Genomic DNA, 12,868 nt, shown 5'->3' with positions numbered 1-12,868 from the left:
CATGAACATTGCCCCTGTCACAGGAGTGAGCCCAACCACGGCCACCGGATTCATCCAGCCGACTGCAAAGACCGGAACAGACGGTTCGGCCTTTGCAAACTCGCTCGGAAGCGCCGTGAACGAGGTCCAAAACTTGCAGGGAATCTCCAACGACCTTTCCGTCAAGGCCGTCACCGGGGACCTGACCGACATCCACGCCGCGACGCTTGCGTCCACTCGAGCCTCCTTGGCCGTGGAAATGGTGTCGACCTTCCGCAATCGCGGGGTTGAAGCCTTCAACGAGATCATGAGGATGCAAGCCTGATGGCCGCAGTTCCCGCACCGCTGGGCAAGTTGGTGGACACCGTGCGTGGGTTCACCGTGGCTCAACGCACGATCATGATCATTGGCGTAGCCATTTTGGTCATGGGCGCCGTTGCCCTCACCACCTTTCTGAGTCAGCCGAAAATGACACCGCTGTACTCGGGGCTTGCCCCCGAGGATGCCGCGGGCATCGTGGAACAGCTCAAGACCGACGGCGTGTCGTATGAACTCACGGGCGGCGGCGGAACCATCCTGGTGCCCGAGGGCAGCGTGTACGAGGCCCGGCTCAAGGCAGCTGCCTCTGGCCTGCCCAGCTCGGGAACCAGCGGTTACTCCCTGCTCGACCAGATGGGTGTAACCTCCAGCGAATTCCAGCAGAGCGTCACCTACAAGCGTGCGCTGGAAGGCGAGCTCGCTTCCACGATCCAGGCCATGGACGGCGTGAAGCTGGCTTCGGTGAAATTGGCCATTCCGGAACAGACGGTCTTTGTTGATTCAAAGACCAACCCCACGGCCTCGATCTTTGTCGAAACCAAGCCGGGCGTCACGCTGAGTCGCGACCAAGTCCAATCCGTTGTCCACCTGACCTCTGCGGCAGTCGACGGCCTGAATCCCGAAGATGTCTCTCTCGTTGACTCGGCGGGCAATCTGCTCTCTGCGGCAGGCGTCGGATTGACCGGGGGAGTAAGTCAACAAACCTCCGACTATGAAACCCGTGTCGCCAGCTCCATCCAGGGCATGCTTGACCGCGTGGTGGGCCCCGGCAACGCTACAGTCGCCGTGGCTGCAGACATGAGCAAGGAATCCGCCGAACGCACCGAGGAATCCTTCACCGATCCCAAGGGCAAACCGGCACTTGTCGAATCGGAAAAGAAGGAAAACTACGAAGGCAACGGCAGCGGAGGACCAGCAGCGGGGGTCTTGGGCCCCGACAACATTGCCGTGCCCAACGGCACCAATGGCACCGGCACGTTCACCTCAACGGACAACCAGCGCACCAACGCCGTCAACAAGGTCACAGAGAACCGCACGATCCCCGCCGGCACCTTGCAACGCCAGACCATTTCGGTTGCTGTGAGCGACAAGGCCGCCCAGGGGTTGAGCGTTCCCCAGCTCACCGAAATGATCAGCAACGCCGCAGGAGTCGACGCGACCCGCAATGACCAGGTCAGCGTCTCGGTCGTGCCATTCAACACGGATGCCGCAACCGCAGCCCAAAACCAGCTGGCCGCGGCAGATGCAGCCGAAACCGCCGCACGAAACGCGGCCCTGATGCGCACGCTGATCATTGCGGGCGTCGTCGCCCTGGCCCTGATCCTGATTGCCGCCTACGCACTGTATGTTCGTCGCAACAAGCAGAACCGCGAACCCATCGACCTGGGCGAGTTGCGCGACTACCCATCGATTTCCGCGGTGCCGATGGAAAACCCGAACCCGGAGACCGTAGCCATCTCCCAGGTGGTGTTGCCGCCACCAGTCGCGACATTCCCCATCTCACACAACGTCAAACGCGAAGAACTATCGGCACTGGCGGCCAGCGACCCGGCGAAAATGGCCGAGTACCTGCGCACCGTCATGGATGATCGGAAGCACGAATGAAAGCGCTAGGTTCCGGCGGCACCGCGATGCTCAGCGGCACCCAAAAAGTCGCAATCGTGCTCATGCAGATGGAGAAGGAACACGCCGCCGAGGTCATGAAGCAGTTCACCGAGTTCGAGGCGGATGAAATCGCCGGCGAATTGGTGCGACTGCGCCGGGTCGATGCCGCGACCGTCGAAGACACCATCCACGAGATCCACGAACTTGCCACGTCCGGGCGCTTGAACGCCCGCGGCGGACGCGAAATGGCCGTGGGACTGCTGGAGGCCTCCTTCGGCAGCGACAAGGCCAACACCGTCATGGACAGGCTTTCGTCGTCCCTCGCCGGGATGACCTTTGAGTTCCTCGACAGTGCGGACCCCGCGCAAATCGTTGCGCTGCTCGACGGCGAACTGCCGCAAACCACCGCGCTGGTCGTTGCCCACCTGCGCCCGGAAATCGGGTCGGCGGTGCTCGCCAGTTTCGAGTCGACCCTCCGCACCGACATTGCCCGCGCCCTGGCAACCATGGGATCGGCTTCCCCCGAGGCCGTGCGCGTGGTCGCCGAAGCACTGAAGAAGCGAACGGGCGCCGTCATGACCCCTCGCGAACCGATCGAGGCTGTCGGCGGAATCCAGCCGCTGGTGGAGATCCTGAACCGTTCGGATGTCGCGATCGAAAAGGACCTCCTGCAATCACTGGAACAGCGCGACCCCCAGCTGGCCGAGGAAGTCCGCTCGCGCATGCTCTCCTTCACCGACCTGGTGAAGTTCGACCGCAAGGACGTCCAGCGCGTGCTGCGCGGCATCAACCCGGGAGTCCTGGCCTTCGCGCTCAAGGGCGCCGGCAGTGCGGTCGAGGCTACGATCCGGGAGAACATCTCGGACCGCACCAAGGAAGTCCTGGACGCCGAGATCGAATCGATGGGCAGGGTGCGTGTTTCGCAGGTCGAGGAAGCACGCGCGGATATCGTCCGTGCCATCCGGGAACTGGAAACCGCCGGCGAGATAACGATCCAGCGTGGCGACGAAGATGACTTTGTCCTCTGAGTTGGTTGGCACCGAGGTGCCGGCGTTCGAACCCGCGCGATTCAGCGAACTGAACGCCACGGAAAACGTCAGGCGCCACGAGGCCATGTCCCAGACGCATGGCTACGCGACGGGGTATGCCACGGGCATCCGCGCGGCCGAGTCGGTGGCGCGCGAGCAGCGCGAACAGATTGCCCGGGCGCACGCCGCGGCCGAGGCAACGCGGGCAGCCGAACACGCACTGGCGATCGACGCCTTGCAGGGCGCAGCCCGCGCGCTCAATGCCAGGACGGTGCCCGTGCTGGACGCCGCCTCCACCGTCTTGGCGGAAGCAGCCTTGCTCCTGGCCGAGAAAATCATCGGCAAGGAGTTGTCCAACGACGCTTTCGGCGCCAAGGCAGCCCTTGAACGGGCGCTGGCCGGCATCGAGGTTACTAGCGTGCGCGAGGTCCGGATGAACCCGCAAGACCTGGAACAGCTTGGACTTGCGCATGTCCCCGGCACCGCGATCAAGCTTTCGGCCGACGCCACCCTGGCGCGCGGCGATGCCATGACCGCGTTTGACGAGGGGTTCCTCGACGCGCGCATCTCCACGGCGTTCCAACGTGCTGCACTGGTCCTGCGGGGTGGGTCCTGATGGCCCTGAGCGCACTCGCCTGGCCCGCGCTGGATGAAGCCCTGCTGGCCGCCGAACCGGAACGCGTCGGCGTTGTCAGTTCCGTGGTGGGGCTTGGCCTTGAGGTATCCGGCCTGAACGCGCCGCTCGGCACGGTGCTGGAGATCGGTCTGCAGAAGGTCGCGGCCGAGGTTGTTGCCGCCCGTCGCGAGACCCTGCACTGCATGCCGCTGGGCGAGCTGGAAAAAATCAGCGTCGGGGACCTGGTCAGCAGCAGCGGCCACGGCGCCCAGGTTCCCACGGGCACCGGGCTTCTTGGCCGGGTGCTGGACGGCCTTGGCAAACCCGTTGACGGCAAGGGGCCGCTGGGGGAGCACACCATGGTTCCCATGGAGCACGAAACCCCTGCGGCACTTGAACGCAGCCGCATCACCGCCCCGCTTCACCTGGGGGTCCGTGTCATGGACACGCTCACCGCGGTGGGAGCAGGGCAGCGCATCGGGCTGTTCGCAGGATCGGGCGTCGGCAAGTCCTCGCTGCTGTCGATGATTGCCCGCGGAGCCACCGCCCAGGTCAACGTCATTGCCCTGGTAGGCGAGCGTGGCCGTGAAGTCCGCGAGTTCCTCGAAGAGGACTTGGGCCCCGAGGGGCTTGCCCGTTCCATCGTCGTGGTATCCACGGCCGATGAACCCGCGCGCATGCGACTGCGCGCCGCATTCGTTGCAACCCGCATTGCCGAATCGTTCCGATCCTCCGGTGCGCAGGTGCTGTTGATGATGGACTCGCTGACCCGCGTGGCCATGGCCCAACGCGAAATCGGTCTGTCCGCCGGGGAACCGCCGGCAACACGAGGCTACCCGCCCTCCACCTTTTCCCTGCTGGCCAGGCTCCTTGAACGCGCGGGCAGCGATGCCCACGGGTCGATCACGGGCATCTACACGGTCTTGGTGGACGGCGACGACCACAACGAGCCCATTGCGGACGCAACGCGGTCGTTGCTGGACGGGCACATCGTGCTTGACCGCAAGCTGGCGGTTTCCGGGCACTTTCCCTCGATCGACGCCCTGGCCTCCGTCTCGCGAGTGGCCAACCGGGTCACCACGCGGGAACAGGCGCAAGCCGCAGCAAGCCTGCGCCGTGTGCTCGCTGCCCGGCGTTCGGTCCAGGACCTGCTGGACGTGGGTGCCTACCAGCGCGGAAGCAACCCGCTGGCGGATGCCGCCGTGGACCACGAGAACGCGATCAACAACTTCTTGCGCCAGCGACTGGAAGAGCCCGTCTCGGGCGAACAGGCCTGGGCCGAACTGACAAACCTGCTGCTTACCTTGGGAGTGAACTAATGGCTAGGACCTTTCCCCTGTCGGGGCTGCTTCGCCTGCGCGAGCTTCAGGAAAGCAAGGCCGCCGGCGAATTGGCGGCCGCCAACAAGGCACTGCGTGGCGGGAAGACCGCGGTCAAGAACGTGCAGGACGCCGCCGGAGTCGGTGAAGAATATCCGGTGGACGCGGCAACGATGTTGGCCGTTGCCGCCTCGCGCGCCTCAACCAGCGGGATGCTGCTGGAATTGAACGCCCTGGTCGAAACCCTGAATGAGGCGGCGCAATCCGCCGGGTTTGAACACCAGCGAGCCCGGGCCGAGGTCAAGGCCCTGGAGAAGCTTTCCGACAGGCACGCAACGGCCCTTCGGCTTGAAGACCTTGGCCGCGAACAGGCCCTGCTTGACGATTTGGGTTCGGCTCGATCCCTGGGAAGGAACGCATAGTGAGTTTCAGCGAGATGGCTTCGCGCATCGGTTCGATCCAGGGAACCCTTGCCTCGGTCAGCGGCGGCGTGGCAAGCGAACCTGCCGTCCCGCGGACCAACCAGGCCGTGAACGCGCCCGGTGCGGTTGGTCTGGGCCAAGGCGGTTTGGGTGAAAACCTGTCCGGCGGAACCGCATCAGCCGACTTCACTCAGCTCCTGCAGGAGGCACTGGATCCTGCCCGCGCCGGCGTTTCCGAAACCAAGCGACCGGCAGGCGACGCAGCGGGGATCCCGCGTCTTGAAACAGGCAAGAGCGCCGTTGATGGAGTGGACGATGCGCCGATAGCACGGGACGGAAAAACCGACGGTGGCGACGTCGTCAGGGAGTCGCGCAAGTACCTGGGTGTTCCCTACGTGTGGGGAGGCAACAACCCCAAAATCGGCCTGGACTGTTCCTCGTTTGTCCAGCACACCTTCCGGGACCTCGGCATCAAGCTCCCGCGTGTTGCCCGCGACCAGGCGAAGGAAGGCACAGAGGTTCCCTCGCTGGCGCAGGCCAAACCGGGTGACCTGATTGTCACCCGCGGTGGCGGCCACATCGGCATCTACCTGGGCGACAACAAGATGATCCATGCCCCACGCCCCGGGGAAACCGTCAGCATTCGCAAACTATTTGAAACGGATGCACAAATCATGACCATCCGCCGCATTGTTCCGGCAGAAGCTCCCAGCCAGGCCGTGGCCAAGACCGTTTCCGATACGTCAGCGAGGGACTTGGCAGCGCAGGCCGCGAGGTTCAATGCCTCGGCACAGCGTGCAGCGTTCGACTTGGAGGTTAGAAACGCATGATTCCTTTGCTGGTGGGGGTCCTGCCCGCACAAAACACCGCACAGCCGACCAACGCCGGATCCGGCGGCTCGGGCGGTTCCTTCGAGAACCTCTTGGCCTCGATGCTGCCTGCCGAACAGGACTCGGCACAGGCGCTGGATGAAACCGCCATCGAGCAGGAGACCAAGGAAAAGAATCCGGCCGGAATGGTTGGCGAGGCGTTCGGCGAACTGCAGTTCCAGGAGCGATTGGCGACACTCGGGACCGTCATTCCCTCGATCGCCCCGGCAACTCCTGCACCGGATGGAACAGCCTCGATGGCGATCGGCGATACCGAGGCTCCCGCCGCGGTTCACCCGGCAACTCCGGCGACGGTTGGAGCCGTGGAACCGGGTCAGCCGGAAATGCCGCCGTCCCCGGCAGATGCCCTGGACACGGGAACTTCTGCCCCCGCGATTCCAGCCGCCGCCGTTTCAGGATCCGACGTGGCCACCGGTTCGTCCGCAGCCACCGGAACCACTCCCGGAGTGGTTTTGCTCGCCGGCGGTGCCGCACCGGGCACCCGGACAAATGCCGGCGGGAACGGCCGGCAGGCAACGGAAGCGGTTGAAGAACCGGCAACGGTTTCCGTGGAGGAGGCTCCGGCCGAAGCGCAGGAACCCGCATTCGGACTCGAGGCACGGCCCGCGGGTCTTGCTCCGGAAAGCAAGCCTTCCCAGATGGCGTCGGCACCTGGATTCCCGGTTCCGGTGTCCCTCGAGGCGGCACGGAATTCACGACCGGAGACCCTACTCGGGGTCGGTGCCGTTTCCGGCGGCAGGACGCTTGCCATCGAAAACGTGGTCTCCCGCGAACCACAGGCGCCCCCGATCAACCGGCAACTGCTAGGCCCCATTTCCGCTTTGGCGACGGGTCCGCACGGGGAACGCACGCTGAGCGTCAACATTGCCCCGGAAGCCCTGGGCCCCGTCACGGTCAAGGCCCACCTGGGCCACGAGGGGCTGCGCGTCGAGCTGACCGCCCCCACCGAAGCCGGGCGCGAGGCACTGCGTGCCATGCTTCCGGAGCTTCGCCGTGACCTCGCGGCAACCGGCGCGGGAACGGTGAGCATCGGAACCGCAACCGATGCCGGAACGGGTGCCGGAACGTTCTCCGGGGGAGGGCAGGCCTCGATGGCCAACGACCACCGGTTCGGCGGCGGCAGCTCGGCCACCGCGGCTCCAGGCAAGCAACAGGGCGAGGAAGCAACACAGCTTCCCGCCAACGAAGCCCAGCCGTCCGCACATGCTTCATCCCACCTTGACGTGATGGCTTAGGAAGGAATCGACCACCATGCCAGTTGCACCAATTGACGTGACCCAATTCGGGACCGGGAACCAGCCCGTCCGCGCGCCGAAACAGGCCATGGACGGCGAGGTGTTCATGCACCTGCTGGTGACCCAGCTGGCGAACCAGGATCCGAGCTCGCCCATGGACACCAACGAGATGATCGCGCAGACCACGCAGCTCGCGTCCATGGAAAAACTCAACATGCTCAGCTCCACCCAGAACGTTTCCCTGGCGATCCAGCAGCGCACCGCGGTTGCTGGCCTCATCGGACAAGAGATCACGACGGGCGGCAAGGAGCCCATCACCGGGGTGGTGACAGGTGTTTCATTTGCCGGTCTCGAACCCATGCTCACGGTGGGCGGGAAGCAGGTTCCCTACGGCAACGTCGAGAGCATCCGCCCGGTCAAGACCGATGTCGAGCCCCCGGCCGACAAGGACGAGGCCGTGTCCGATCCCAAGCCGGAACAGCAACCGGCCGACGTCTAACCCCAGCCGGCCAGCAGCATCCCTTTTTTGAACAATTCCACGTCCACGCCACCGTAGAAAAGAGCCAGTCACATGCTTCGTTCACTGTATTCAGGAATCTCGGGCTTGCGCGCCCACCAGACAATGCTTGACACCACCGGCAACAACATTGCCAACGTCAACACCGCGGGCTTCAAATCCTCGTCGATCCAGTTCCAGGACACCCTGTCCCAGATGACCCAGGGCGCAACCACCCCCGGCGCCACCACCGGCGGGCGCAACCCGGCCCAGGTCGGCCTGGGCGTGCAGGTCGCAGGCATCAGCACCAACTTCGGCCAGGGCTCGGCGCAGAACACCGGGCGCTCGTCGGACATGATGATTGCCGGCAACGGCTTCTTCATCACCCGCAGCGGCGGCAGCACCTCGCTGACCCGCGCCGGTGCCTTCGACTTCGACGCCAACGGCCGGCTCACCAGCCCAAACGGCGGGATCGTCCAGGGCTGGATGGCCAACAACGGCGTCATGCCCGCCGGCGGTGCACTGCAGGACATCACCCTGCCGAAGGACCTCGTGGCTCCGGGCGTTGCAACAACCACGGCCTCGCTCATCGGCAACCTGCCCAAGGAAACGGCCGTTGGCGACACCATCGTGCAGGACAAGGAAATCTTCGCGGCTGACGGCACCAGCCGCACCCTGTCCATGACCTTCACCCGCACCGCCGGCGGCTGGGACGTTGCAGCCAATGACGGCGCCGGAGCAACCGGTGCCGCGACCCTGGCGCTGGCCGCAGACGGAACCCTGAACGGCGGAACCATGGCCGTCGGCGGCGTGGCCGTGGACCTGTCCAAGGTCACCGGATACGCCGGGTTGAAGACGGTCTCCATCAGCGCGCAGAACGGCCGCTCCGCGGGCACGCTGGAGTCATATACCCTCGGCTCCGACGGCACCCTCACGGGAACCTTCTCCAACGGTGCCCAGCAGGCCATCGCACAGATCGTCCTGGGTTCGGTGGCAAACCCCGCAGGCCTGCAGAAGACCGGCGGCTCGGGCTACGCGCTCACCGCCAACTCCGGTGCCATCGAATACGGCGCGCCGGGTGCCCCGGGCATGGGCGACATCGCCGGCGGCATGCTCGAAATGTCGAACGTGGACCTGTCCCAGGAATTCACGAACCTGATTGTCGCCCAGCGCGGTTTCCAGGCCAACGCCCGCATCATCACCACCAGCGATGAGGTCCTTCAGGAACTGGCAAACCTGAAGCGCTAGTCGGGTTGGAGGCACCGTTGGCTAACGGTGCCTCCACGCCTGCCGAGAGTGACCTCTGAAAGGACGGGTGACATGATCGTTGTTACAAGGCTCAATACGAGCCGCTTTGCGATCAACCCGGACCTCATCGAACGGATCCAGGAAAACCCGGACACCGTTGTGGTCATGGTCAACGGCGCCACATACGTGGTGACAGAGTCCATGGAAGAGGTCATCGGGCTGGTAATGCGCTATCGAGCCTCCGTGGTTTCAACGGCCCGACTGCAGGGAGCCGAATCCCCGTCCTCTGGATTACCTTCGCATCGACCGAGGACGCCCTAATTGGATCCCGCAACAATCATTGGCCTATTGCTGGCTTTCGGCGCCATGTTCACCATGCTGTTCATGGAGGGCGCCAACATCTCATCAATTCTGTTGCCGGCCCCCATGATCATTGTGTTCCTCGGAACCATTGCCGTCGGGATCGCCAGTGGAACCATCAGCGACACCATCATTGCCTTCAAGGCTCTTCCCTCGGCCTTCCGCGGAAAAATCTCGCCGGTCACGGGCCTGATCGCGCGGCTCGTCGAACTTGCAGACGTCGCCCGCAAAAACGGCCTGCTGGCTCTCGAAGCCGAGGCCCACGCAACCAAGGACCCGTTCCTGAGCCGCGCCCTTCAGTCGATGGCCGACGGCATCGACGGGGACGAACTGCGGGACCAACTTGAGGATGAAATAGCCACTCGCGAACGCACCGACGCCATCGCCCACAAATACTTCGCCACCTTGGGCGGGTATGCGCCAACCGTGGGCATCATCGGTACCGTCATATCGCTGACCCACGTTCTGGAGAATCTCTCCAAACCCGACGAGCTCGGGCACATGATCGCCGCGGCGTTCGTGGCGACCCTTTGGGGCCTGGTCTCCGCAAACTTCATTTGGCTTCCCATCGGAACGCGCCTGCGCCGGCTCGCTGAACTCGAAGTCGAGCGCATGAACCTTGCCGTTGAGGGGCTTCTTGCCATCCAGGCGGGAAGCCAGCCAATCCTTCTGGAGGAGCGACTGCGGGCCATGGTGCCGGCCCACGAACTGCGCGGCAAGGGCAAGGGCGATTCCGCCAAGGTCGAACGCAACGTGCTTGAAGACTTCAAGGAAGCGGCGTGAGTTCCCGCCGCGGTGGACGGCGCGGACGCAAGCCCGCCGGGGAACACCATGGTCCGGATGAGCGCTGGATGGCCTCCTACATGGATATGGTCACCGTCCTCATGTGCCTTTTCATAGTCCTCTATGCAATGTCCACCGTCGACCAGGACAAATTCGAATCCCTGAAGAACTCCCTGGCCACCGGATTTGGAGCCGAAAAAAGCATCAACGCCGATGTTGCCCAAGGAATTGTGGTGCCTCCCGAACTGGTGGGTTCCGAGGGCCTGCTGGCCAGCGCCGAAATCGATGCACAAACCAAGAAGAAGCTCTTGAAGTTGGCCGAGGCCGAGGAAGAAGAGCTGCATGAGCTCAAGGTCCGCATCGACCAGCGGTTGAAGGACTCCGGCCACAAGGGAGCGGCGGACTTCTCCATCAACCAGCGTGGACTCACGGTCCGGTTGGTGAGCGCCGAAACGTTCTTCAAACCCAACAGCGCCGAGCTGACCAAAAATGCCCGCGAGATCATCGACGCGATCGCCCCGGTGCTTGCGCCGACGAACCGCCACTTTGAGATCGAGGGGTTCGCCGACGAGCTGCGTCCCGTCGACCCGTATCCCACCAACTGGGAGCTGTCCGCCAGCCGGGCCACGGGAGTGCTTCGGGCCATGGTGGAAGACGGGGGAGTGAAGGCGCACCGCATCTCCTCGGTCGGATACGGGGACGCGCGTCCGCTGAAGGGCGGCAAGGACATCTCGCTGAACCGCCGTGTAGACATCGTGGTGCTCTCCAACCAGCCCGAAAGCGTCAGAAACCTTTTGCCGAAAGCATAGGCTCCTGCCTGGCCGCACGTGTTTGGGCGGCAAACCCGGAAGTCGAATGGATTCCGGCTAACCATGTGGCTATGCCCTCCGATAGTGGAGGCAGTGACCCCTATGTCTGTGGGCAACCATTAATGGCTGCCTTGAACCCCGAATCCCCAGCAGCGGTAATGGCTGTTGTCTACGACTTCCGTAGGCCCACCACGCTTGCCCGTGAGCACGCACGCGTTCTTGAACTCGCCTTTGAGACATTCGCACGCCAATGGGGCACACAACTCACGGCCAAGATCCGTGTGATGTCCCAAGTCACGCTCGAATACTTGTCCATGCAGTCGTACGACGACTACGTGGCGGGGCTTCCGCCCACCACCGCCATGGTGTTGTGCGAATCCGATGCGACCACCGCGCGGACGGTCATCCAGTTCCCCGCGGCAGACGCGTTGAATTGGGTGTCCCACATGCTGGGCAGCCCCACAGCGACCGACGTGCCGGAGCGCAAGTTCACACGCATTGAACAGACGCTGGTGCGCGGGCTCATGGATGAGGCCCTCGAGGACCTTCACTATTCCCTTGGCGCCCTCCTGCAAAACCAGTTGAGCGTTGCGAGCATCCACCACAACTCGCAATTTGCCCAGGCCGCAACCAAATCCGAACTGGTCATCGCGGTTTCCTTGAGGGTGCGCGTCGGCGAACGCAGCACCCTGGCCAGTATTGCGGTTCCGGCGGAACTGATCCTGCCGCAACTGGGTGAAACAAACCCGACGGGCCCGGCGGAAAACGCAGGCGAGCTGCTCGTCGAATCCCTCGCCGGGATCCCGGTGGACGTTGCCTTGGCACTTGGCACGGCCGTTGTCACCCCGAGCACCATCATGAACCTTGCCGTGGGGGACGTGCTTCCACTGCCGCACCCCACCCACAGGCCATTTGAACTTTCCGTGGAGGGTCGCCGTTTGGGCACCGCCGCGGCCGGTACCCGGAGCGGCCGGATAGCCGCTGTCGTAGTTTCTACCGAGGAGACCCCCGTATGATTCCCGCACCCTCAGGAACCCCCGTGCTGCATTCGACCGCGCTGTATGCCGCGGCGGCCGAGGCCCTTGCCGCAATGCTGCCGACCCCGGCACCGGTGACCGCAAAGCTGCACGCCGGAGCCCGGGATGCTTCGATGCTCACCGCCATGGGCGAAATCGTCGGGGCGACATTCGTCGGCCAGCTCTCCGCCGACGTGCTCATCTGCGTGGATGCGCCGCTGCTTGGCGGCAACCCGGGCGGAAACGGCTCCCTGATTTCCACGGCCGACGTGCTGCGCCCCGCATTGGACGCCGCGACGGGCGTGCTGGGCGTGGGAGTGCTCTCCACCGACGCCGTGGTGAGCCCCGAAGCCCTGCTGGGTGACGCGGAAACCGTGGTCTTCGAACTGATCAGCAACGGCACCGCCATCGGCTGGTTCGCCCTGCGCATCCGCGAAAACGCGGCCGCCGAAGGAGCCAACGCCAAGAACGGCGAGGACCGCGAGGATTTCAACGCCCGCCTGGGCCGCATCAACAACGTCGAGATGGCACTGACCGTGGAGATCGGCCGCACCCGCATGTCGGTGCGCGACGTGCTGAACCTCGAACCCGGCGCGGTGGTGGAGCTTGACCGTTCCGCCGGCGCCCCGGCGGACATCCTGCTCAACGGCAGGCTCATCGCCCTGGGCGAGGTCGTCGTGATGGACCAGGACTACGGCGTGCGCATCACCAAGATCCTCGATGTGAATGAGGGTTTGTCCTAGC

At 64.4% G+C, this 12,868-nt stretch carries 15 protein-coding genes; all 15 read left to right on the top strand.

From position 1 onward, the window contains the following. Position 1 precedes the first annotated feature (1 nt). The 15 genes from fliE to fliN all read left to right on the top strand — a co-directional run bounded on the left by fliE (position 2) and on the right by fliN (position 12,867). Entirely contained in the window at positions 2-304 is a 303-nt protein-coding gene (gene fliE / locus ACIQLF_RS12330) for a flagellar hook-basal body complex protein FliE (protein ID WP_400298660.1), read from the top strand. Next, positions 304-1,902 (top strand): flagellar basal-body MS-ring/collar protein FliF, encoded by a 1,599-nt coding sequence (gene fliF / locus ACIQLF_RS12325; RefSeq protein ID WP_400298657.1) that lies wholly within the window; start codon positions 304-306, stop codon positions 1,900-1,902. The genes fliE and fliF overlap by 1 nt, the downstream gene beginning before the upstream one ends. Next, positions 1,899-2,930, top strand: a complete 1,032-nt coding sequence (gene fliG / locus ACIQLF_RS12320) for a flagellar motor switch protein FliG (RefSeq protein WP_400298654.1) — start codon at positions 1,899-1,901, stop codon at positions 2,928-2,930. Before fliF ends, fliG begins: the two co-directional genes overlap by 4 nt. Continuing rightward, positions 2,914-3,546: a FliH/SctL family protein gene (locus ACIQLF_RS12315; protein ID WP_400298652.1), complete on the top strand. Its 633-nt coding sequence runs from the start codon at positions 2,914-2,916 to the stop codon at positions 3,544-3,546. Before fliG ends, ACIQLF_RS12315 begins: the two co-directional genes overlap by 17 nt. Further along, positions 3,546-4,865, top strand: a complete 1,320-nt coding sequence (locus tag ACIQLF_RS12310; protein ID WP_400298650.1) for a FliI/YscN family ATPase — start codon at positions 3,546-3,548, stop codon at positions 4,863-4,865. Before ACIQLF_RS12315 ends, ACIQLF_RS12310 begins: the two co-directional genes overlap by 1 nt. Then, complete coding sequence (locus tag ACIQLF_RS12305) at positions 4,865-5,287, top strand: flagellar export protein FliJ (RefSeq protein WP_400298648.1); 423 nt, start codon at positions 4,865-4,867, stop codon at positions 5,285-5,287. Before ACIQLF_RS12310 ends, ACIQLF_RS12305 begins: the two co-directional genes overlap by 1 nt. Continuing rightward, positions 5,287-6,117, top strand: a complete 831-nt coding sequence (locus ACIQLF_RS12300; protein ID WP_400298645.1) for a C40 family peptidase — start codon at positions 5,287-5,289, stop codon at positions 6,115-6,117. Before ACIQLF_RS12305 ends, ACIQLF_RS12300 begins: the two co-directional genes overlap by 1 nt. After that, a complete protein-coding gene (locus tag ACIQLF_RS12295) occupies positions 6,114-7,412 on the top strand; it encodes a flagellar hook-length control protein FliK (RefSeq protein ID WP_400298642.1) in 1,299 nt (432 codons plus the stop codon). The genes ACIQLF_RS12300 and ACIQLF_RS12295 overlap by 4 nt, the downstream gene beginning before the upstream one ends. A gap of 16 nt (positions 7,413-7,428) precedes the next feature. Next, entirely contained in the window at positions 7,429-7,911 is a 483-nt protein-coding gene (locus ACIQLF_RS12290; RefSeq protein WP_400298639.1) for a flagellar hook assembly protein FlgD, read from the top strand. Positions 7,912-7,983: 72 nt separating this feature from the next. Then, positions 7,984-9,156 carry a flagellar hook protein FlgE gene (locus ACIQLF_RS12285; RefSeq protein ID WP_400298636.1) on the top strand — a complete coding sequence of 391 codons (1,173 nt, stop codon included), beginning with the start codon at positions 7,984-7,986 and terminating at the stop codon, positions 9,154-9,156. Positions 9,157-9,228: 72 nt separating this feature from the next. Beyond that, a complete protein-coding gene (locus tag ACIQLF_RS12280) occupies positions 9,229-9,477 on the top strand; it encodes a flagellar FlbD family protein (protein ID WP_400298634.1) in 249 nt (82 codons plus the stop codon). After that, entirely contained in the window at positions 9,478-10,299 is an 822-nt protein-coding gene (locus tag ACIQLF_RS12275) for a motility protein A (RefSeq protein ID WP_400298631.1), read from the top strand. It begins immediately after the preceding gene. After that, the gene (locus ACIQLF_RS12270) at positions 10,296-11,108 is read left to right on the top strand and encodes a flagellar motor protein MotB (protein WP_400298629.1); all 813 of its coding nucleotides are present in this window, start codon (positions 10,296-10,298) and stop codon (positions 11,106-11,108) included. The genes ACIQLF_RS12275 and ACIQLF_RS12270 overlap by 4 nt, the downstream gene beginning before the upstream one ends. A 158-nt stretch (positions 11,109-11,266) precedes the next feature. Beyond that, positions 11,267-12,124, top strand: a complete 858-nt coding sequence (locus ACIQLF_RS12265) for a flagellar motor switch protein FliM (protein WP_400298627.1) — start codon at positions 11,267-11,269, stop codon at positions 12,122-12,124. Beyond that, positions 12,121-12,867, top strand: a complete 747-nt coding sequence (fliN, locus tag ACIQLF_RS12260) for a flagellar motor switch protein FliN (RefSeq protein ID WP_400298624.1) — start codon at positions 12,121-12,123, stop codon at positions 12,865-12,867. Before ACIQLF_RS12265 ends, fliN begins: the two co-directional genes overlap by 4 nt. The last annotated feature ends 1 nt before the right edge of the window (position 12,868 follow it).

Source organism: Paeniglutamicibacter sp. NPDC091659 (assembly GCF_044756805.1).
Classification (GTDB): domain Bacteria; phylum Actinomycetota; class Actinomycetes; order Actinomycetales; family Micrococcaceae; genus Paeniglutamicibacter.
This window is presented reverse-complemented; position numbering and strand designations above follow the sequence as displayed.

Coding starts and splice junctions, on each gene's coding strand:
- ACIQLF_RS12280 (WP_400298634.1), top strand. CDS start 9,229: ATGATCGTTGTTACAAGGCTCAATACGAGCCGCTTTGCGATCAACCCG.
- ACIQLF_RS12290 (WP_400298639.1), top strand. CDS start 7,429: ATGCCAGTTGCACCAATTGACGTGACCCAATTCGGGACCGGGAACCAG.
- ACIQLF_RS12305 (WP_400298648.1), top strand. CDS start 4,865: ATGGCTAGGACCTTTCCCCTGTCGGGGCTGCTTCGCCTGCGCGAGCTT.
- ACIQLF_RS12315 (WP_400298652.1), top strand. CDS start 2,914: ATGACTTTGTCCTCTGAGTTGGTTGGCACCGAGGTGCCGGCGTTCGAA.
- fliF (WP_400298657.1), top strand. CDS start 304: ATGGCCGCAGTTCCCGCACCGCTGGGCAAGTTGGTGGACACCGTGCGT.
- ACIQLF_RS12265 (WP_400298627.1), top strand. CDS start 11,267: ATGGCTGTTGTCTACGACTTCCGTAGGCCCACCACGCTTGCCCGTGAG.
- fliN (WP_400298624.1), top strand. CDS start 12,121: ATGATTCCCGCACCCTCAGGAACCCCCGTGCTGCATTCGACCGCGCTG.
- fliG (WP_400298654.1), top strand. CDS start 1,899: ATGAAAGCGCTAGGTTCCGGCGGCACCGCGATGCTCAGCGGCACCCAA.
- ACIQLF_RS12295 (WP_400298642.1), top strand. CDS start 6,114: ATGATTCCTTTGCTGGTGGGGGTCCTGCCCGCACAAAACACCGCACAG.
- fliE (WP_400298660.1), top strand. CDS start 2: ATGAACATTGCCCCTGTCACAGGAGTGAGCCCAACCACGGCCACCGGA.
- ACIQLF_RS12310 (WP_400298650.1), top strand. CDS start 3,546: ATGGCCCTGAGCGCACTCGCCTGGCCCGCGCTGGATGAAGCCCTGCTG.
- ACIQLF_RS12285 (WP_400298636.1), top strand. CDS start 7,984: ATGCTTCGTTCACTGTATTCAGGAATCTCGGGCTTGCGCGCCCACCAG.